Here is a 17726-nt window from a genome sequence, read left to right as displayed (position 1 = left end):
ATTGATGGCAAGATTGAATCCCTTGATGTTAAAGGGGATTTTCACCATTTTGCTGATTATCAATGTCGGGTGCGCATTGATGCGCACCTGCAAATCTGGTCGCCATGAGTGGCGACCCTACAAAGCAGGGTGATTAGTATCCCGCGCTTAAATCATTCACCGAACGCGGATCGGATGCGCCATAGCGCGTGCCGTCCGGCCCAATCATGATGCTCTGCGTACTGCCCATCGCAGGCATCACTTTCACATGCTGGCCTTTGGTTTCCAGCAGGCGCAGCGTATCCGGGCTAAAGCCTTTCTCGACCCGCAGTTGATCCGGCAACCATTGATGATGGAAGCGTGGTGCGTTGGTTGCTTCAGCCACGTTCATCCCAAAATCGATGCTGTTGACCACCATTTGCAGCACAGTGGTGATAATGCGGCTGCCGCCCGGGCTGCCGGTAACCAGCCAGGTTTTACCGTCTTTCGCCACGATGGTGGGCGACATCGATGACAGCGGACGTTTGGCCGGTTGCACCGCATTTGCCTCCCCGCCGACTAAGCCATAGACGTTTGGCGTGCCCGGTTTAGCTGAGAAGTCATCCATTTCATTGTTCATCAGGATGCCGCTTTGGCCGGCCACGATGCCGCTGCCGAAGTAGGTATTCAGCGTGTAAGTCACCGCTACCGCGTTGCCCTCTTTATCGACTACCGAGAAGTGCGTGGTTTGATTACTTTCATACGGTGCCAGTTTACCCGGTTTGATCTCGCTGGATGGACGCGCTTTGTTGACGTCAATCTGCTGCGCCAGCGTTTTGGCGTAGGCTTTGCTGGTAAGCGCCTGCTGCGGCACGTTGACGAAGTCAGGATCGCCCAGGTACTCCGAACGGTCGGCATAGGCGTACTTTTCCGCCTCTGCCATGACCTGCATCGCATCGGCGCTGCCAAAGCCCCACTTCGCCAGATCGAAGTTTTCCAGGATATTGAGGATCTGCACGATGTGAATCCCGCCGGACGACGGCGGCGGCATGGAGAAGACTTCATAGCCGCGATAGGTGCCGCTCACCGGTTTACGCTCCACGGCGCGGTAGGCCGCCAGATCCGGCTTGCCGATCAACCCACCATGCTGTGCCATTTCACCGGCAATCTCATCGGCGATTTTGCCTTTATAGAACGCATCCGGACCTTGCTGGGCAATCAGCTGCAGGCTATGTGCGAGGTTCTTTTGCACCAGACGTTCGCCCTTCTGATATGGCTTGCCGTCGGCCTTGTAGAAAATCGCGCGGCTATTGTCGTGATTGATTAGCGTCTCTTTGCCGTAGGTGGCGAGATCGTCGGCCAGCGCATCGTTCACTACGATGCCGTTACGCGCCAGTTTGATAGCCGGCGCCAGCAAGGTGCTGAGCGGCAAGGTGCCATATTTCTTTGCGGCCAGCGCAAAACCGGCCACGGTGCCCGGCGTGCCTGAGGCTAAGTGAGAAGTAAGTGACAACTTACTGTCAGCGTTGCCCTGCTTGTCGAGGAACATATCGCGTGATGCGCGCGCCGGCGCCATTTCACGGAAGTCGATAGCGGTAGTGCGGCCGGATGCGGTGCGCAGCAGCATAAAGCCACCGCCGCCGAGATTACCGGCCTGCGGATGCGTCACCGCCAGCGCGAAGCCAACCGCCACTGCCGCATCGACGGCGTTACCGCCCTGCTTAAGGATATCGACACCCACTTCAGTAGCCAGCGCATCAACCGATGCCACCATGCCATGTTTGGCCTTAACCGGGTGAAAAGTGTCGCTATCGACTCCATAGGAAACCGGCGGTGCACTGGTCGGCGCGGCGTTCGCGCCCTGCACCACGGTAAAACTCATCAGCAATGCCCAGCCGAACTGACGCACGTTGCCTTGTATCCTCATCCTGTCACCACCCTTTTAACGTTATTTACATTTGTTATTAATTGATGCAAGTGTTTGCAAATACAGTAAAAAGCGTAGCAGTAAAGTTAAATTAGGTGCACTCCTGGATGAGGGGTTTGAGATATAGCATAAACTTATGTCAGTAGCCGTTGTTGCCTGTTGCGCAACAACACCACACAGCAGGCTGCATTGATGGAGGAAACACCATGAACAAAAACAAATGGCTAATTGTGATCGCCGCTTTGCTGCCGTTAAGCAGCATGGCGAATATGTTGAATAGCACCAACGATCCGAACCAACCCGGCTATAACCCGAGCCAGCAGCGGATGCAGTCGCAAATGCAGAATCAGCAGCAACAGCAAAAGCGTAAACTGCAGCAGGATCAGCAGCAGCAAAGCCAGGATGTACAGCGCAAGGTGCAGGAACAGCGTAACAGTGCCCAGCAGCAGGTGATTCAATCGCAGCCGGGCCAGCTTAAGCAGCAGAACTAGCGGAAGTCCGCACCGATAGTGTCGATACGATCGGTGCAGATGGCGTCGACGCCCCAACTTAGCAGCTCGCGCGCGCGCGCGGGCTGATTCACGGTATACACCAGAATCCGCAGACCGGCCGCTTTCAGCAGCGCGGTACGTTCAGCATCGAGTAATCTGTGATTCAGATGAATCGATACGCAATCCAGACGCGCCGTCAGCGCCTGCCAGTCGTCGTGCCACTCATCCAGCAGTAAGCCGCGCGGCAGCTCGGGCGCCGCCTGCATCGCCGCTTCCAGCGCGGCATAAGAGAAGGATGAGAGCAACGGCGCGGTTTGTCCTTGCCACAGTTCGCGTGCCGCGAGAGCCACATTGCGCCCGGTTTCCACATCCTGACCGGTCGTCGGTTTGATCTCGATATTGGCCATCATCTGATGCTGGCGGCAACGTTCTGCCACTTCACTCAGCAGCGCCAGCGGTTCGCCTTCGTAATCGCGGCTAAACCAACCGCCCGCATCCAGCTGAGACAGCTTATGCCACGACAGCGCACCCGCCACGCCCCAGCCGTTGCTGGTGCGATCGAGCGTGTCATCGTGCAGCAGGAAAATCTGCTTATCTTCCGAGAGCTTGGCATCAAACTCAATCATGGTGTGGCCGTGCTGCGCGCCGACATCAATCGCCGCGAGGGTATTTTCCGGGGCCAGTTTGCCGCCGCCGCGATGCGCGACAATATGCGGATAAGGCCAGTTGTGTTGACTCATTCCAGACGCTTTCCATAGGTTGAATCGAAGAAGTGTAACGCATCTGACGGCAGATGCAGCCACAAGGTGCTGCCCGCCTGCGGGCGCTCACTGTGGGGCAAACGCACCACCATGCGCGCGTTGCCGATGCGGCCATGCGCCAGATTATCGGCGCCGAGCATCTCCAGCGTCTCCACCACCAGCGGAATGCCGCCGGCCTCGCGGCTGCTGAGCTGAATATGCTCGGGACGAATACCCAGCGTCAGCGGACGGTTGGCCCATTTGGCTTTACTTTCACCCAGCAGCAAGCTGTTAAGTGCATCCAGAGTAAAACGCGTGCCGTCGCTGCTGATTTGTCCCGGCAGCAGGTTCATGGCCGGCGCGCCGATAAAGGAGGCAACGAACTGGCTGGCCGGACGTTCATACACTTCCACCGGCGTACCCACCTGCTCCACTACGCCTTTGTTCATCACCATCACGCGCTGCGCCAGCGTCATGGCTTCTACCTGATCGTGCGTGACGTAGAGGCTGGTAGTTTTTAGGCGGCGATGCAGCTGTTGCAGCTCAAGACGCATCTGCACGCGCAGACGCGCGTCGAGGTTGGAGAGCGGCTCATCAAACAGGAACACAGCCGGTTCACGCACGATGGCGCGGCCCATCGCCACACGCTGACGTTGTCCGCCAGACAATTCGCGCGGACGGCGATGCAGCAGATGATCCAGCTCCAGGCTGCGCGCCGCTTCCATCACGCGCTGCTCGATCTGCACTTTACCCATGCCGCGAATTTTCAGGCCATACGCCATGTTTTCGCCCACCGTCATGTGCGGATAGAGCGCGTAGTTCTGGAACACCATGGCGATACCGCGATCTTTCGGCTCCATATTGGTGACGCGTTTGTCGTCGATATAGATATCGCCAGACGATACGCGCTCGAGGCCTGCCACCATGCGCAGCAGTGTTGATTTGCCGCAGCCGGAAGGGCCGACCATCACCATAAATTCGCCATCGTTGATGGTGATATTCAGTGGCTGAATGATCTGATTTTTGCCGTCATACGACTTGGTAACGGTCTGAAGGGTTACGCCTGCCATTTATTTATCACTCTCCACCAGGCCACGCACAAAGGCACGTTGCATCACAAGTACCACCACCACCGGTGGAATCAGGGTTAATAACATTGCCGCCATCACTTCATTCCACTGCGTTGGGCCGCCGCTGGTGTTGATCATACTTTTCACCCCCGCCACAGCGGTGCTGAGGCTGGCATCATTGATGATCAGCAGCGGCCACAGATACTGGTTCCAGCCATAGATGAAGGTGATCACGAACAGCGCGGCGAGATTAGTTTTTGATAGCGGCAGTACGATGTCCCAGAAGAAACGCATCGGGCTGGCGCCGTCGATACGCGCCGCCTCTATCAGCTCGTCCGGCAAAGACATAAAGAACTGGCGGAACAGGAAAGTGGCGGTAGCGGACGCCATCAGCGGCAGCGTTAAGCCGCTGTAGCTGTCGAGCATGTTTAGCGTCGAAATCACCTCCACCGTCGGGAAAATACGCACTTCGACCGGCAGCATCAGGGTGATGAAAATCAGCCAGAAGAACAGCGAGCGCAGCGGGAAACGGAACCACACCAGCGCGAAAGCGGAGAGCATCGAGACGGTGATTTTGCCGACGGTAATACCGAGCGCCATCAGCAGGCTATTAAACATCATCATGCCAAATGCCGGGCCGTTGCCGTTGACGCCGTGCGTCCAGATGCGCGAGATGTTCTCCCACAGATGCGAGCCAGGGACTAAGGTCATCGGCACCTGATACACCGCCTCGTTATCCAGCGTCGCCGCCACAAAGGCGATATAAAGCGGGAACAGAATGGTCAGCACGCCCAGCACCAGCAAGGTATGGCTGAAGATATCCAGCCCGCGTCGATTCTCAATCATTGGTATTGCACCTTACGCTCGACAAAGCGGAATTGCAGGATGGTCAGGCCAATCACCAGCAGCATCAGCACCACCGACTGCGCGGCGGAGGAGGAGAGATCCAGCCCGGTGAAGCCTTCGCGATAGATTTTGTAGATAAGCGTAGTGGTGGCCTGTACCGGACCACCGCCGGTGGCGGCATCAATCACCGGGAAGGTATCGAAGAAGGCGTAAACCAGATTGACCACCAGCAGGAAAAAGCTCACCGGCGTAATCAGCGGCAGCGACAAATTGAAGAAGCGGCGCACCGGACCCGCGCCGTCAATCGCAGCGGCTTCCACCAGCGATTTGGGAATCGACTGTAACGCCGCGAAGAAAAACAGGAAGTTGTAGCTCATTTGTTGCCAGATCGACGCCAATACAATCAGGAACATCGCCTGACCGCTGTTTTGCGCATAGTTCCAGTTGTAGCCCATTTGGTTCAGCAGGTGGCTGAATAAACCGAGGCCCGGATTGAATAAGAACATCCACAGCACCGCCGCTACCACCGGCGCGACCGCGTACGGCAGCAGCAGCAACGTTTGATACAGCTTGCGCAGGCGAATGACGTAATCCACCAGCGCCGCCAGCAGCAGGGAAAACGTCATGCCGCAAATCGTCACCAGCGCACTGAACTCAATGGTGGTCCAGAAGGACGCCAGATAGTATTCGTCATTGAACAAACGCTTAAAGTTTGCCAAACCCACGAAGGTGCTGGAGATGCCAAAAGGATCAATGCTTTGCAGCGAATACCACAGAGCTTCACCGGCGGGCCACAGGAAGAAAATGGCGGTAATCACCAGTTGCGGTAGCACCAGCAAATAGGGCAGAAAACGGGAGCGAAATACGGGGCGCGATGAGGACATAGCAGGCTCAATCAAAGAGAGAAATCGGGGCGAACGCCAGGCGTCGGCCCCGAGATAACAGCATTTACTTCACTTGCTGCTCAAAACGGCGCAGCAGTTCATTACCGCGTTTCACCGCGTTATCCAGCGCGGCTTGTGGTGCCTGTTTGCCGGTCCACACGCCTTCCAGCTCTTCGTCCACGATGGTGCGAATCTGCGGCATGTTGCCAAGACGCATACCTTTGGTGAACGGCAGCGGATCTTTGTTCAGCATCTGACGCGTGGCGATGTCTGCGCCTGGGTTCTTGTCGTAGAAGCCCTGCTGTTTAGTCAGCTCATAGGCTGCGGTGGTGATCGGCAGATAACCGGTTTTCTGGTGCCATTCAGCGGCGATTTCCGGCTGTGCGAGGAACTTCATAAACTCCGCCGCGCCTTTGTAGGTGTTGGCATCTTTGCCTTTCATCACCCACAGGCTCGCGCCGCCAATAATGGCGTTCTGCGGTGCGTTCGGTACGGTTTCATCGTACGGCATCATGCCGACGCCGAAGTTAAATTTGGCGTAGTGTTTGATGTCGGCCAGCGAACCGGAAGAGGCGGTGGTGATGCCGCAATCGCCGTTGTAGAACTTGGCGGTGGATTCATCCTTGCGACCGAAGTAGGTGAAATCCCCTTTCTTGTTCATCGCTTCCAGCATTTCGATGTGGCGCACCTGCACCGGCTGGTTGAATTCCAGCACTGCATCGGTGCCGTCAAAGCCGTTGTTTTTGGTGGCCACCGGCAGCGCATGCCAGGCGCTGAAGTTTTCAATCTGAATCCAGCCCTGCCAGCCACTGGCGTAACCACAGGTCAGGCCGGCTTTGCGCAGCGCTTCGGCGTCTTTCGCCAGCTCCTGCCAGGTTTTCGGTGGCTGGTCCGGGTTAAGACCGGCTTTTTTAAAGGCATCTTTGTTGTAGTACAGCACCGGCGTTGAGCTGTTGAACGGCTGAGAAATCAGCTGGCCTTTGCTATCACTGTAGTAACCGGCAACGGCTGGCACGAACTGCTGCGGATCCATCTGCACGCCAGCGTTTTTAAACACTTCATTGACCGGCACGATCGCTTTTGACGCCATCATGGTCGCGGTACCGACTTCATACACCTGCAGCAGCGCGGGCGCTTTGCCAGAGCGCACAGCGGCAATACCCGCCGCCAGGCTCTGCTCGTAGTTACCTTTATAAGTCGGGACGATTTTGTAATCGGGATGAGCCTGGTTAAAACGTTGTGCCAGAGAATCAACTTCTTTGCCTAACTCGCCTTCCATTGAGTGCCAGAAAGGGATCTCAGTTGCAGCCAGCGCATTACCGCTGAGCGCCAGACCGAGCACGACACTCATCAGGCGGGGACGAAGCGTAAAAGCGGACATAAGGTTTTCCTGTGCTGTTAGCTACGCGCGAATTCGCGCATTTTTTTGTTCGCGACGTAACATGACACGGGGAAATGACGGATTAATAACAGGTTTATGACGGGGATGTGACAGAGGGGATGGGATAATGCGGGTTTAAACATTCGTCCGTGCTAGCTGTCCCCCATCCCGGCCTTCCCCCGCTAGCGGGGGAAGGAGACGCTGCCACATGCAACTCCCAACTCACATATGGCAGCGTCTTCCTCCCCCATTTATGGGGGAGGACCGAGGAGGGGGACAGCGAGCCCCAATTCAGAGGACAGCGAGCACCAACTACGCGCCTAAATACGCACTGCGTACCGCTTCGTTTGACAACAACGCTTCGCCGCTATCCTCCAGCACCACGTGGCCATTCTCCAGCACATAGCCGCGATCGGCCAGCTTCAGCGCCTGGTTGGCATTCTGCTCGACGAGGAAGATGGTCATGCCTTCTTTACGCAGCTGCTCAATGGTGTCGAAGATCTGCTGAATGATAATTGGCGCCAGCCCCAGCGAAGGCTCATCCAGCAGCAGCAGACGCGGCTGGCTCATCAGCGCACGGCCAATCGCCAGCATCTGCTGCTCACCGCCGGACATGGTGCCCGCACGCTGTGCTTTACGCTCTGCCAGGCGTGAAAACAGCTGATAGACGCGATCGATACGCTCCAGATACTGCTGCCGCGTAGCGAAGAAGCCGCCCATCGCCAGGTTCTCTTCTACCGTCATACGCGAAAATACCCGACGGCCTTCCGGCACGATGGCAATTGCTTCACGCATGATTTTCGCCGTTTGCCAGTCGGTAATCTCTTTGCCATCAAAGGTAATGTTGCCGCTGGTAGCGCGCGGTTCACCGCACAAGGTGCCGAGCAGCGTAGTTTTACCCGCGCCGTTGGCACCGATCAGGGTAACGATTTCACCCTGGTTGATGTGCAGATTAATGTTGTGCAGCGCCTGGATCGGACCGTAATGGGCGCTGACACTCTGCAAGGTTAAAATCGGGTTTGCCATGTTACGCCTCACCTAAATATGCACGGATTACATCCGGATTGTTACGCACCTCTTCCGGCGTACCGTTGGCCAGCGGCGTTCCCTGATTCACCACATAAATGCGGTCAGAGATACCCATCACCAGCTTCATATCATGTTCGATTAGCAGCACGGAAACCTTGTGCTCACCGCGCAGCTCGGCGATCAGTTCATCCAGCTCGTGGGTTTCACGCGGGTTGAGGCCGGCAGCCGGTTCATCCAGCATCAGAATCTCAGGACGCGTCACCATGCAGCGCGCGATTTCCAGACGACGCTGCTGACCATAGGCAAGGTTGCCCGCCTGGCGGTTGGCGAGATCCAGCAAGCCGATGCGATCCAGCCAGGTCGCTGCGCGATCCAGCGCTTCGCTCTCGCCGCGACGAAAAGCCGGGGTTTTGAACAAGCCGGAAAACACGCCGCTTTTCAGGTGCTGATGCTGTGCCACCAGCAGGTTTTCAATCACCGTCATTTCGCGGAACAGACGTACGTGCTGGAAGGTGCGCACAATGCCCATACGCGCAATCTTCTGGCCCGGCAAACCCTGCAGCTGCTGATCGCGTAGTTTGATGGTGCCGCCGGTCGGTTTATAAAAACCGGTCAGGCAGTTGAACACCGTGGTTTTACCGGCGCCGTTCGGGCCAATCAGCGAAACGATTTCCTGTGGATGCAGCTCCAGCGCCACGTTGTTGACGGCTAACAGGCCGCCGAAGCGCATCATCAGGCCTTCAACGGCTAACAAAGGCTGACTCATGCCTGCTCTCCTTGTTTACTGCTTTTCAACTTCAGATGCGGACGCTTCATCGGCAGCAGACCTTGCGGACGCCAGATCATCATCAGCACCATCAAACCACCGAGCACCAGCATGCTGTACTCATTCAAATCACGCATCAGCTCGCGCGAGACCACCAGCAGAATGGCTGCGAGGATCACTGCCAGCTGCGAGCCCATGCCGCCCAGCACCACAATCGCCAGCACAAAGGCCGATTCGACGAAGGTAAAGGATTCCGGGCTAACGAAACCCTGACGTGCGGCGAACAGCGTACCCGCAAAGCCTGCAAACACGGCGCTGATGGTGAAGGCGGTCAATTTGATGCGCGTTGGGCTCAGACCAAGCGAACGGCAGGCGATCTCATCTTCACGCAGCGCTTCCCACGCACGGCCCAGCGGCATGCGCAGTAAACGGTTGATGACAAACAGCGTCAGCACCACCAGCAGCAGCGCCACCAGATAGAGGAAAATCACGCGGTCGCTGGGATCGTATTTCAAGCCGAAGAAGTCATGGAAGGTGCTCCAGCCGCCTTCGCTAACCCGGCGGCCAAACTCCAGACCAAACAGGCTGGGCTTAGGAATCTGCGCGATACCGTTCGGGCCGCCGGTGATCGCCGTGTTATTCAGCAGCAGAATACGCACGATTTCGCCGAAGCCGAGCGTCACAATCGCCAGATAGTCGCCGCGCAGGCGCAGCACCGGGAAGCCAAGCAGCAAACCAAAGGCTCCCGCCACCAAACCGGCCAGCGGCAGGCTTTCCCAGAAGCCAAAGCCGTAATAGTGGTTGAGCAACGCAAAAGTGTAAGCGCCGATGGCGTAGAAACCGCCGTAGCCCAGCACCAGCAATCCTGATAATCCCACCACCACGTTAAGCCCGAGCCCGAGCATTACGTAGATCAGCGTCAGCGTGGCGATATCAACGCTGCCGCGCGACACCAGAAACGGCCAAATCACTGCCGCTGCAATCACCAGTGCCATCAACAACTTCTGCTTCGGCGTCGATCCATCAAAACCCGGCAGCACAAAACCTTTGCCGCTGCGTTTGAGTTTGCCCTGGACCAGCGGACGCAGCAGCTGGAAGACAAACACCACCGCACAGCCAATGAAGATCCAGTTCCAGCGTACCGCGCCCGCGTTGGCGACCACCAGTTTGGTGCCATCCAGATCGAGCCGTACGCCCATGAAAAACGTGGCAAGCACCAGCAACATCACCGTGGAGATGACGGCGTTAACCAAACCGAGGCGTTTCATACTTTCTCCACCTCCGGACGGCCGAGAATCCCGGTTGGCATCACCAGCAGCACCACAATCAGCAGCGCGAAGGAGACCACGTCTTTATATTCGGTCGACAGATAGGCCGAAGTCAGCGCTTCCGCAATACCCAGCACCAGGCCGCCAATCATCGCGCCAGGAATGCTGCCGATGCCGCCCAATACCGCCGCGGTGAAGGCTTTCATCCCGGCCATAAAGCCGATAAACGGGTTGATAGAGCCGTAGAATTGACCGAGTAACACGCCCGCAACCGCCGCCATCGCCGCACCAATGATGAAGGTGAGGGAGATAACGCGGTCGGTGTTGATGCCCAGCAGGCTGGCCATTTTCAGGTCTTCCGCACAGGCGCGACAGGCGCGGCCCATGCGCGAATAACGAATGAATAGCGTCAGCGCCAGCATCGACAGGAAGGTCACCACCCAAATCACCAGCTGCATAGTAGAGAGCGTGGCGGCAAAGCCGTTGCTTTCGCCCAGCGTCCATTGCCCGGTGATCAAGCTTGGCAGCGCGAGATCGCGCGAACCTTGCGTCAGGCTGACGTAGTTCTGCAGGAAGATCGACATACCGATGGCCGAGATCAGCGCGATCAGGCGCTTCGACGATCGCACCGGCTTGTATGCCACGCGTTCGATGCTCCAGCCATAGGCGCTAGAGATAATTACCGCCATCACGAAACCAGCGGCAATCATCAGCCACGAGGTATCGATGCCCATCATCATCAGGGCGGCAATCACGATAAAGGAGACATAGCTACCGATCATGTACACCTCGCCGTGGGCGAAGTTGATCATGCCGATAATGCCGTAGACCATGGTGTAACCAATGGCGATCAGCGCGTAGGTGCTCCCGAGGGTAACCCCGTTGAACATCTGCTGAATGAAATAGAGAAACTGCTCGGACATAGTGAGGACCTGCTCTGGAGCTGAATAATTCCCTCCCCCGCGTGCGTGAGAGGGAATTTGGGGGGATTACTTAACTGCGGTAGAAGAGCCGTCTTTGTGCCATTTGAAGACACCAAATTCGAAGCCCTTCAGATCGCCTTTCTCATCCCAGTTCAGGTTGCCCATCACGGTTGGGACGGCAGCGCCCTCTTTTAGGTTCTTCGCAATCGCATCAGGCTCATCGCTCTTGCTGCGCTCGATACCCGCTACCAGCGACTGAATCGCGGCGTAGGTGGTCCAGACGAACGGACCGGTTGGATCTTTGCGGTTAGACGCGGTGTTGGCTTTAATCGCATCAACGATTGCCTTGTTCTCTGGCAGCTGGTCATAGCGCTTCGGCAGCGTCACGAACAGGCCTTCAGACGCATCACCCGCGATGTTAGACAGTGAGGCGTTGCCCACCCCTTCCGGGCCCATGAAGCCGGCATTCAGGCCAGCAGATTTTGCCTGACGCAGAATCTGGCCCAGCTCCGGGTAGTAACCCCCGTAGTAAACGAAATCGACGTTCTCTTTCTTCAGACGCGCAATCAGCGTGGAGAAGTCTTTATCACCGGCGGTGATACCTTCAAACAGCACCACGTTGCCGCCTTTGGCTTTCAGGGTTTTCTGCACGGATTCCGCCAGGCCCTGGCCATATTGCTGCTTGTCATGCACCACAGCGATACGTTTTGGTTTGATGTGATCGAGGATGTACGTCGCCGCTGTAGGACCCTGATCGGAGTCCAGTCCAGTGGTGCGCAGCACGTCAGCATAGCCACGCGCAGTCAGCTCGGGTGCGGTAGCGGCTGGCGTGATCATCAGTACGCCTTCGTCGTTATAGATGTCTGAAGCGGGCTGAGTAGAAGAGGAGCATAAATGGCCGATAACGTATTTGATGCCATCGTTAACCACTTTGTTGGCAACCGCAACCGCTTGTTTCGGGTCACAGGCGTCGTCATATTCCACGCCAACCAGTTTGTCACCGTTCACGCCGCCTTTGGCGTTGATGTCCTTAATGGCTTGCGCTGCACCGGTAAACTGCATGTCACCGTACTGCGCGACTGGACCCGTTGATGCGCCAACGATGGCAATTTTGATGTCTTTCGCCAGCGCAGCATGGCTCAATGCCAACGCTACGCAGCCCGCCAGTAATGCGCGTCCTTTACTCATTTTCATGCGAACTTCCCCATCTGTTGTGTCGTGTGTTGTGATTGCTTTATTTTCTGCCAGTCAAAGAGGAAAACTCATTCTGCAATAATGGGTTAGCACGCTTTTCTGGCATTTATTGGTAATAAGGCTTTATTTTTCAGGTTATTAAACAGGAACTTTCTTCTGTAAATCAACTGACATATTCAGAATTGACTGAGTGGATCAGCAGAATCGTCTGGTTGTTATGGCCGAATTTTCAGCAGGATAGCAGCGCGTTATGCTGGGTTTTTCAACGATCGTTGCTGGCTTACTCCACAATCCTGGCAAACCGGCTGGCATTTGACCTATTTTCATCGCAAAAAAGTGACAGCGCTCTGACTGTCTAAATTCGCTACACTATCGCCTTTGCACTAGTACAGGTATTAGGTATGAAGCTGACAATCCAGCGCTTAGCATCGTTAACCGCCCAGGATCGCATCGATTTAGCTAAAGTCTGGCCCGGAATCGATATTGTGCAACTCGAAGCACAACTCAGCGACACGCAGCATCTGTATGCCGCGCGTTTTAACGATCGGCTGCTGGCGGCATTGCAGTTAACGCTTAGCGGCACGCAGGGGAAGATCACCCATCTCAACGTGCGTGAAGTCACGCAGCGGCGCGGCGTGGGGCAATATTTGCTGGAAGAGACAATTGCGCAGAATGGTGCGTTAACGGATTGGTGGATTGCCGATGATGGCGAGGCCGATCAAGGCGTGCGGGCTGCTTTTATGCAGGCCTGTGGTTTTCGCGCGCAGGTTGATGGTTGGGTGAAATAAGTCCAGCCAATCTCAATCAGTAGCGGCGCAATTTATTGCGCATTGTCGGGAATGGGCAATAAAAACAGCGCGATAAATCGCGCCGCTACGGGTCATTGCCTAATGAAATTAAGGTGTTTCAGGCAATAAAAAGGGCGACTATCAAGTCGCCCCGTTTTTCCGCCTGATAATTATCAGGCTTCAATCGCCACACGCAATTTCTTCATGGCGTTCTTTTCCAACTGACGCACGCGCTCCGCTGAGACGCCGTATTTATCGGCCAGCTCCTGCAACGTGGTTTTGTTGTCATCGTCCAGCCAACGGGCACGGATAATGTCCTGGCTACGCTCATCAAGGCTCAGCATCGCATCGCTCAGCTTGTCAGCCGCATGTGCATCCCAGTTGTCCTCTTCGATGCCATCGGCAAAGTCAGAGGTTTTATCCTGCAGATACAGCACTGGCGCCATCGGTTTGCCTTCGCCCGCTTCGTCATCAGACGACATGTCGAAAGTCATATCCTGCGCGGCCATGCGCGATTCCATTTCCAGCACGTCTTTGCTGCTCACGCCCAGCTCACGCGCGACCATTTCCACTTCGTCCTGGTTGAACCAACCGAGACGCTGTTTGCTTTTACGCAGGTTAAAGAACAGCTTACGCTGAGCTTTGGTGGTCGCGACTTTCACGATACGCCAGTTACGCAGCACGTATTCGTGAATCTCTGCCTTAATCCAGTGCACGGCAAACGACACCAGGCGCACGCCCACTTCTGGATTGAAGCGACGCACCGCCTTCATCAGGCCGATATTACCTTCCTGAATCAGGTCCGCCTGCGGCAAGCCGTAACCGGAGTAGTTACGAGCAATATGAACAACAAAGCGCAGGTGAGACAGGATCAGCGTCTTAGCTGCATCCAGATCGCCCTGGTAATGCAGCCGCTCAGCCAATGCTTTTTCCTCTTCTGCCGTCAGCACCGGCCAGTTGTTGGCAGCCCGGACGTAAGATTCCAGGTTACCCAGAGGAGCAATCGCTAAAGTTTGCATTTCTTTGGTCATTCAAACCCTCACAAATTCAATGGACTTGCTGCACAGTTCCTTGCGCAGACGTTACATTATGTCAACGTCACGAGAAAACCAGAAGCAATCTGTGCTACTTGGACGACAAAGTTATCCACAAGTTCAATTATAGCAGTGAATATTTTACACACAGATGACGGCGGGGGAACCAGGAGAATTCCTCTGCTCCCAGGTCGTCGGCAGCAGAGGAAGAGTATATCAAAAAACGTTGCTTTTGGTTACTGCGGCGTAAAACGACGTAAATGTTGAACCGTTGCCAGCCATGCCGCAATCCAGCCAATGATGGCCGCGATCAGCAGTAACAGCAGCCCTTCATCCCAGGAAAAGCCTTCCAACACAAAGGTGGTACCGAACACCGTGGCGACTTGCGCCACCACCGATTGCAGGCGCAATACCAGCACTTCGGAAAGAATCAGCGACAGTACGGCGCCACCAAAACCGAGCAGCGCTCCGCCGTACAGGAAGGGACGCAGGATAAAGCCATCGGTGGCACCAATCAGCTTTTGCACGTTAATGGTGTCGCGGCGCGCAAAGATGCTCAGTCGCACGCTGTTGCCAATCACCAGGAACACCGCAACGACCATCAGCAAACCAATCATCGAGGCGATCTGCCCCACCAGGCCGGTCAGCGCCGCTAAACGTGCGAACCAGCTATCATCCATGCGCACTTCGTCCACGCCCTGCACTTTCGCTACCCGATCGCGCAGATTCGCCATGGTGTCCGAATTCTGGAAGTTGAGTTTTGGCGTGATGATAGCCACCGCCGGCAACGGATTCTGCTCCAGCATGTCCATCGAGCCACCAAAACCTGACCAGTTGCGGAACTCATTTAGCGCTTCTTCACGCGTCAGGTAGTTGACGTTATCCACGCCATCCAGCTGCTTAAGCTGCGCGGTGACGTTCTCCGCCGCGGTATCATCCAGCGCTTTATCCAGATATACCGTCAACTGCGGCGCGGGATACCACTGCGTGGCCGCCTGGCTGACGTTCTTCCACACCATGTAGCACACGCTCGGCAGCGTCAGAGAAATGGCAATCACCATCACCGTCAGCAGCGTCGCCAGCGGCTGACGCCACATATCCGACAGCGTGCCGCGCAGCGCATAGCGCCACTGCTCCTGCCAGCCGCCCTTCAGCGCTTTGCTTTTAGAAGGCTGCTTCGCTTTCGGCGCAGGTGCGCGCTTATTGCGTTTATTGACCATCGTGGCCTCCGTGCAGACGTCCCTGATTGAGCGTCATCACGCGGTAGTTTCGGCGTGCAATCAATCCGACATCGTGCGTTGCCATCAACACCGTGACGCCAACGCGGTTGAACTCTTCGAACAGGCGCAGAATATCTTCCGACAGCGCATTGTCGAGGTTACCGGTCGGTTCATCCGCCAGCAGCACCGCAGGCTTGTTCACCACCGCGCGGGCAATGCCGACGCGCTGCTGTTCACCGCCCGACAGCTGAATCGGAAAGCTTTTCGCTTTGTCGAGCAGGCCCACTTTATCCAGCGCAGCCGACACGCGACGGCGAATATCTTCGCCGCTGGCACCGGAAATAATCAGCGGGATCGCCACGTTTTCATAGACCGAACGATCCATCAGCAAGTGGTGATCCTGAAAAATCATGCCGATCTGACGCCGCAGGAAAGGCACTTCGCTGTGACGCAAACGCGAAATATCGTGACCGCTAAACCAGATCTGCCCAGCGCTCGGGCGCTCAATGCCACAAATCAGCTTCAGTAAGGTACTTTTCCCCGCGCCGGAATGGCCGGTCAGGAACGCCATTTCGCCGGGACGCAGATGGAAATCCACTCCCTGCAGCGCCTGACGTCCTCCCAGGTAAGCTTTACTGACCTCTTCAAAGCGAATCATCCCAATCATTCCTCTCGGGCAAACAGTGCCTCAATAAAGTCTGCGGCCTTAAACGGCCGTAAATCCTCGATGCCTTCCCCAACACCGATATAACGAATCGGAATGCCGAACTGATCGGCAACCGAGAAGATCACGCCGCCTTTGGCGGTGCCATCCAGTTTGGTCAGCGTGATGCCCGTCAGGCCCACCGCTTCATGGAACAGTTTGGCCTGGCTGATGGCGTTTTGCCCGGTGCTGGCGTCGAGCGTCAGCATCACTTCATGCGGCGCCTCTTCATCCAGCTTCTTCATCACACGGGTAATTTTTTTCAGTTCTTCCATCAGGTGCGATTTGTTCTGCAGGCGGCCAGCGGTATCGGCGATCAATACATCCACGTTGCGTGATTTAGCAGCCTGAATCGCATCAAAAATCACTGAAGCAGAATCTGCGCCAGTATGCTGAGCCACCACCGGAATATCGTTACGCTGGCCCCAAACCTGCAGCTGTTCAACCGCCGCGGCACGGAAGGTATCACCCGCCGCCAGCATTACCGATTTGCCTTGCGCCTGATACTGACGCGCCAGCTTACCGATGGTGGTGGTTTTACCCACACCGTTCACGCCTACCATCAGGATGACAAAGGGCGTTTTACCGCCCACTTCCAGCGGCTGATCAACTTTTTCCAGAATGCCGGACATTTCAGCTTTCAGCAGGCCGTACAGCGCCTCGGCATCGCGCAGCTGCTTGCGGTTGGCCTGTTGCGTCAGATTGGTGATGATACGGCGCGTGGTTTCAACACCAACATCAGCAATCAGCAGCTGCTCTTCCAGCTCTTCAAACAGGTCATCATCAATTTTCTTGCCGCGGAACAGGCTGATAAAGCCAGAACCGAGATTTTCGCGGGTTTTAACCAGGCTGCGCTTCAGGCGGGCGAAAAAGCCCTCTTTGGTAGGACGCTCCTGCTCCTGCGCAATGATTGGCGCAGCGGCCAGCGGCAAATCGCTCACGGTATCCTGAGTTTCTTCTGCTAGTTCAGCATCTTCAGCATAGGTTTCCGCCAAAGCCAGCGCTTCCAGCTCTTCATCGCTTAACGGCGCGTCGTCCTCAGGTTCCGCCTCGACGACTGGCTCGACGGCTAACTCTTCCCGCTGCGGCTCTTCTTCGATCGGCGCCACATCCGGCTGTTCAATCGCTTCCGGCAGCACCTCTTCTTCGATAGCGGTAACCGGCTCAGGTTCTTGCTGCTCAAGTACCGGCTCTGCAATGACTTCCGGTTCATTCTGCTGCTCCGCAACCTGTTCGGTAACGGCAACGGTTTCTTCAGCCTGCGCTTCGGCGCGATCTAACGCACTCTCTTCAACGGCGGGCTCTGGGACCACCTCGGCAGTTTGCTGCTGCTCTTCAGCAGGCTGTTGCGTCTCTTCTTCTTTGCCAAAGCCTAACCAGGAAAAAAAGCCGCGTTTTTTCTCTTTTGCCATTGTGTGACCCTACTCCTCGATGGCTTATTCCCGGTAGCACGCTGTTCCCAGGGGATAAAATATTCATTTTTTAGCGGGTGAGCGGCGTAAAA

17 protein-coding genes are annotated in these 17726 nt (G+C 56.1%); 2 read left to right on the top strand and 15 right to left on the bottom strand.

The window, feature by feature from the left end; translation table 11 throughout:
- Positions 1-133: 133 nt before the first annotated feature.
- Positions 134-1885 carry a gamma-glutamyltransferase gene (gene ggt, locus WH298_RS11105; RefSeq protein WP_180822859.1) on the bottom strand — a complete coding sequence of 584 codons (1752 nt, stop codon included), beginning with the start codon at positions 1883-1885 and terminating at the stop codon, positions 134-136.
- Positions 1886-2091: 206 nt separating this feature from the next.
- Here ggt and WH298_RS11100 point away from each other — a divergent pair, with 206 nt between their 5' ends.
- Positions 2092-2376, top strand: coding sequence for a DUF2756 domain-containing protein (locus WH298_RS11100; RefSeq protein WP_009128550.1), 285 nt, complete (start codon positions 2092-2094; stop codon positions 2374-2376).
- On the opposite strand, the gene ugpQ is transcribed toward WH298_RS11100, so the two are convergent.
- The 10 genes from ugpQ to WH298_RS11050 all read right to left on the bottom strand — a co-directional run bounded on the left by ugpQ (position 2373) and on the right by WH298_RS11050 (position 12477).
- Positions 2373-3116, bottom strand: a complete 744-nt coding sequence (gene ugpQ, locus WH298_RS11095; RefSeq protein ID WP_180822858.1) for a glycerophosphodiester phosphodiesterase — start codon at positions 3114-3116, stop codon at positions 2373-2375. The genes WH298_RS11100 and ugpQ overlap by 4 nt on opposite strands.
- Positions 3113-4186, bottom strand: coding sequence for a sn-glycerol-3-phosphate import ATP-binding protein UgpC (locus WH298_RS11090; RefSeq protein ID WP_049851265.1), 1074 nt, complete (start codon positions 4184-4186; stop codon positions 3113-3115). The genes ugpQ and WH298_RS11090 overlap by 4 nt, the downstream gene beginning before the upstream one ends.
- Positions 4187-5032 carry a sn-glycerol-3-phosphate ABC transporter permease UgpE gene (ugpE, locus tag WH298_RS11085; RefSeq protein WP_009128544.1) on the bottom strand — a complete coding sequence of 282 codons (846 nt, stop codon included), beginning with the start codon at positions 5030-5032 and terminating at the stop codon, positions 4187-4189. It abuts the gene before it with no gap.
- Positions 5029-5916, bottom strand: a complete 888-nt coding sequence (ugpA, locus tag WH298_RS11080; RefSeq protein WP_049851264.1) for a sn-glycerol-3-phosphate ABC transporter permease UgpA — start codon at positions 5914-5916, stop codon at positions 5029-5031. Before ugpA ends, ugpE begins: the two co-directional genes overlap by 4 nt.
- A 64-nt stretch (positions 5917-5980) precedes the next feature.
- Positions 5981-7297, bottom strand: a complete 1317-nt coding sequence (ugpB, locus tag WH298_RS11075; RefSeq protein WP_049851263.1) for a sn-glycerol-3-phosphate ABC transporter substrate-binding protein UgpB — start codon at positions 7295-7297, stop codon at positions 5981-5983.
- Positions 7298-7609: 312 nt separating this feature from the next.
- Positions 7610-8323 (bottom strand): high-affinity branched-chain amino acid ABC transporter ATP-binding protein LivF, encoded by a 714-nt coding sequence (gene livF, locus WH298_RS11070; RefSeq protein WP_009128538.1) that lies wholly within the window; start codon positions 8321-8323, stop codon positions 7610-7612.
- A gap of 1 nt (position 8324) precedes the next feature.
- Positions 8325-9092: a high-affinity branched-chain amino acid ABC transporter ATP-binding protein LivG gene (livG, locus tag WH298_RS11065; RefSeq protein WP_009128534.1), complete on the bottom strand. Its 768-nt coding sequence runs from the start codon at positions 9090-9092 to the stop codon at positions 8325-8327.
- Positions 9089-10360 (bottom strand): high-affinity branched-chain amino acid ABC transporter permease LivM, encoded by a 1272-nt coding sequence (locus tag WH298_RS11060; RefSeq protein WP_180822857.1) that lies wholly within the window; start codon positions 10358-10360, stop codon positions 9089-9091. Before WH298_RS11060 ends, livG begins: the two co-directional genes overlap by 4 nt.
- Positions 10357-11283, bottom strand: coding sequence for a high-affinity branched-chain amino acid ABC transporter permease LivH (gene livH / locus WH298_RS11055; RefSeq protein WP_008109897.1), 927 nt, complete (start codon positions 11281-11283; stop codon positions 10357-10359). The genes WH298_RS11060 and livH overlap by 4 nt, the downstream gene beginning before the upstream one ends.
- A gap of 66 nt (positions 11284-11349) precedes the next feature.
- Positions 11350-12477 (bottom strand): branched-chain amino acid ABC transporter substrate-binding protein, encoded by a 1128-nt coding sequence (locus WH298_RS11050; RefSeq protein ID WP_049851261.1) that lies wholly within the window; start codon positions 12475-12477, stop codon positions 11350-11352.
- A gap of 401 nt (positions 12478-12878) precedes the next feature.
- Between WH298_RS11050 and panM the strand changes: the two genes are divergently transcribed.
- Positions 12879-13265, top strand: a complete 387-nt coding sequence (gene panM / locus WH298_RS11045; protein ID WP_049851260.1) for an aspartate 1-decarboxylase autocleavage activator PanM — start codon at positions 12879-12881, stop codon at positions 13263-13265.
- Positions 13266-13438: 173 nt separating this feature from the next.
- Here the strand turns inward: panM and rpoH are convergent, their stop codons facing one another.
- The 4 genes from rpoH to ftsY form a co-directional block, all read right to left on the bottom strand.
- Entirely contained in the window at positions 13439-14296 is an 858-nt protein-coding gene (gene rpoH, locus WH298_RS11040) for an RNA polymerase sigma factor RpoH (protein WP_009128524.1), read from the bottom strand.
- A 239-nt stretch (positions 14297-14535) separates the two neighbouring features.
- A complete protein-coding gene (gene ftsX, locus WH298_RS11035) occupies positions 14536-15519 on the bottom strand; it encodes a permease-like cell division protein FtsX (protein ID WP_009128523.1) in 984 nt (327 codons plus the stop codon).
- Positions 15509-16177: a cell division ATP-binding protein FtsE gene (ftsE, locus tag WH298_RS11030; RefSeq protein WP_009128521.1), complete on the bottom strand. Its 669-nt coding sequence runs from the start codon at positions 16175-16177 to the stop codon at positions 15509-15511. Before ftsE ends, ftsX begins: the two co-directional genes overlap by 11 nt.
- Before the next feature lie 5 nt (positions 16178-16182).
- Positions 16183-17634, bottom strand: coding sequence for a signal recognition particle-docking protein FtsY (gene ftsY / locus WH298_RS11025; RefSeq protein ID WP_180822856.1), 1452 nt, complete (start codon positions 17632-17634; stop codon positions 16183-16185).
- Positions 17635-17726 lie beyond the last annotated feature (92 nt).

Origin of the sequence: Pantoea nemavictus (assembly GCF_037479095.1) — a bacterium.
In the GTDB taxonomy this organism is placed as follows: Bacteria; Pseudomonadota; Gammaproteobacteria; order Enterobacterales; family Enterobacteriaceae; genus Pantoea; species Pantoea nemavictus.
The sequence above is the reverse complement of the archived record's forward strand: the minus strand, read 5'-3'. Positions and strand labels throughout refer to the sequence as shown.

Excerpts from the sequence above, each read along its gene's own strand:
- livH (WP_008109897.1), bottom strand. The coding sequence starts at position 11,283 with ATGTCCGAGCAGTTTCTCTATTTCATTCAGCAGATGTTCAACGGGGTT.
- livF (WP_009128538.1), bottom strand. The coding sequence starts at position 8,323 with ATGGCAAACCCGATTTTAACCTTGCAGAGTGTCAGCGCCCATTACGGT.
- panM (WP_049851260.1), top strand. The coding sequence starts at position 12,879 with ATGAAGCTGACAATCCAGCGCTTAGCATCGTTAACCGCCCAGGATCGC.
- livG (WP_009128534.1), bottom strand. The coding sequence starts at position 9,092 with ATGAGTCAGCCTTTGTTAGCCGTTGAAGGCCTGATGATGCGCTTCGGC.
- ftsY (WP_180822856.1), bottom strand. The coding sequence starts at position 17,634 with ATGGCAAAAGAGAAAAAACGCGGCTTTTTTTCCTGGTTAGGCTTTGGC.
- ugpQ (WP_180822858.1), bottom strand. The coding sequence starts at position 3,116 with ATGAGTCAACACAACTGGCCTTATCCGCATATTGTCGCGCATCGCGGC.
- ugpE (WP_009128544.1), bottom strand. The coding sequence starts at position 5,032 with ATGATTGAGAATCGACGCGGGCTGGATATCTTCAGCCATACCTTGCTG.
- ggt (WP_180822859.1), bottom strand. The coding sequence starts at position 1,885 with ATGAGGATACAAGGCAACGTGCGTCAGTTCGGCTGGGCATTGCTGATG.
- rpoH (WP_009128524.1), bottom strand. The coding sequence starts at position 14,296 with ATGACCAAAGAAATGCAAACTTTAGCGATTGCTCCTCTGGGTAACCTG.
- WH298_RS11060 (WP_180822857.1), bottom strand. The coding sequence starts at position 10,360 with ATGAAACGCCTCGGTTTGGTTAACGCCGTCATCTCCACGGTGATGTTG.
- ugpB (WP_049851263.1), bottom strand. The coding sequence starts at position 7,297 with ATGTCCGCTTTTACGCTTCGTCCCCGCCTGATGAGTGTCGTGCTCGGT.
- WH298_RS11050 (WP_049851261.1), bottom strand. The coding sequence starts at position 12,477 with ATGAAAATGAGTAAAGGACGCGCATTACTGGCGGGCTGCGTAGCGTTG.
- WH298_RS11100 (WP_009128550.1), top strand. The coding sequence starts at position 2,092 with ATGAACAAAAACAAATGGCTAATTGTGATCGCCGCTTTGCTGCCGTTA.
- ugpA (WP_049851264.1), bottom strand. The coding sequence starts at position 5,916 with ATGTCCTCATCGCGCCCCGTATTTCGCTCCCGTTTTCTGCCCTATTTG.
- ftsX (WP_009128523.1), bottom strand. The coding sequence starts at position 15,519 with ATGGTCAATAAACGCAATAAGCGCGCACCTGCGCCGAAAGCGAAGCAG.
- WH298_RS11090 (WP_049851265.1), bottom strand. The coding sequence starts at position 4,186 with ATGGCAGGCGTAACCCTTCAGACCGTTACCAAGTCGTATGACGGCAAA.
- ftsE (WP_009128521.1), bottom strand. The coding sequence starts at position 16,177 with ATGATTCGCTTTGAAGAGGTCAGTAAAGCTTACCTGGGAGGACGTCAG.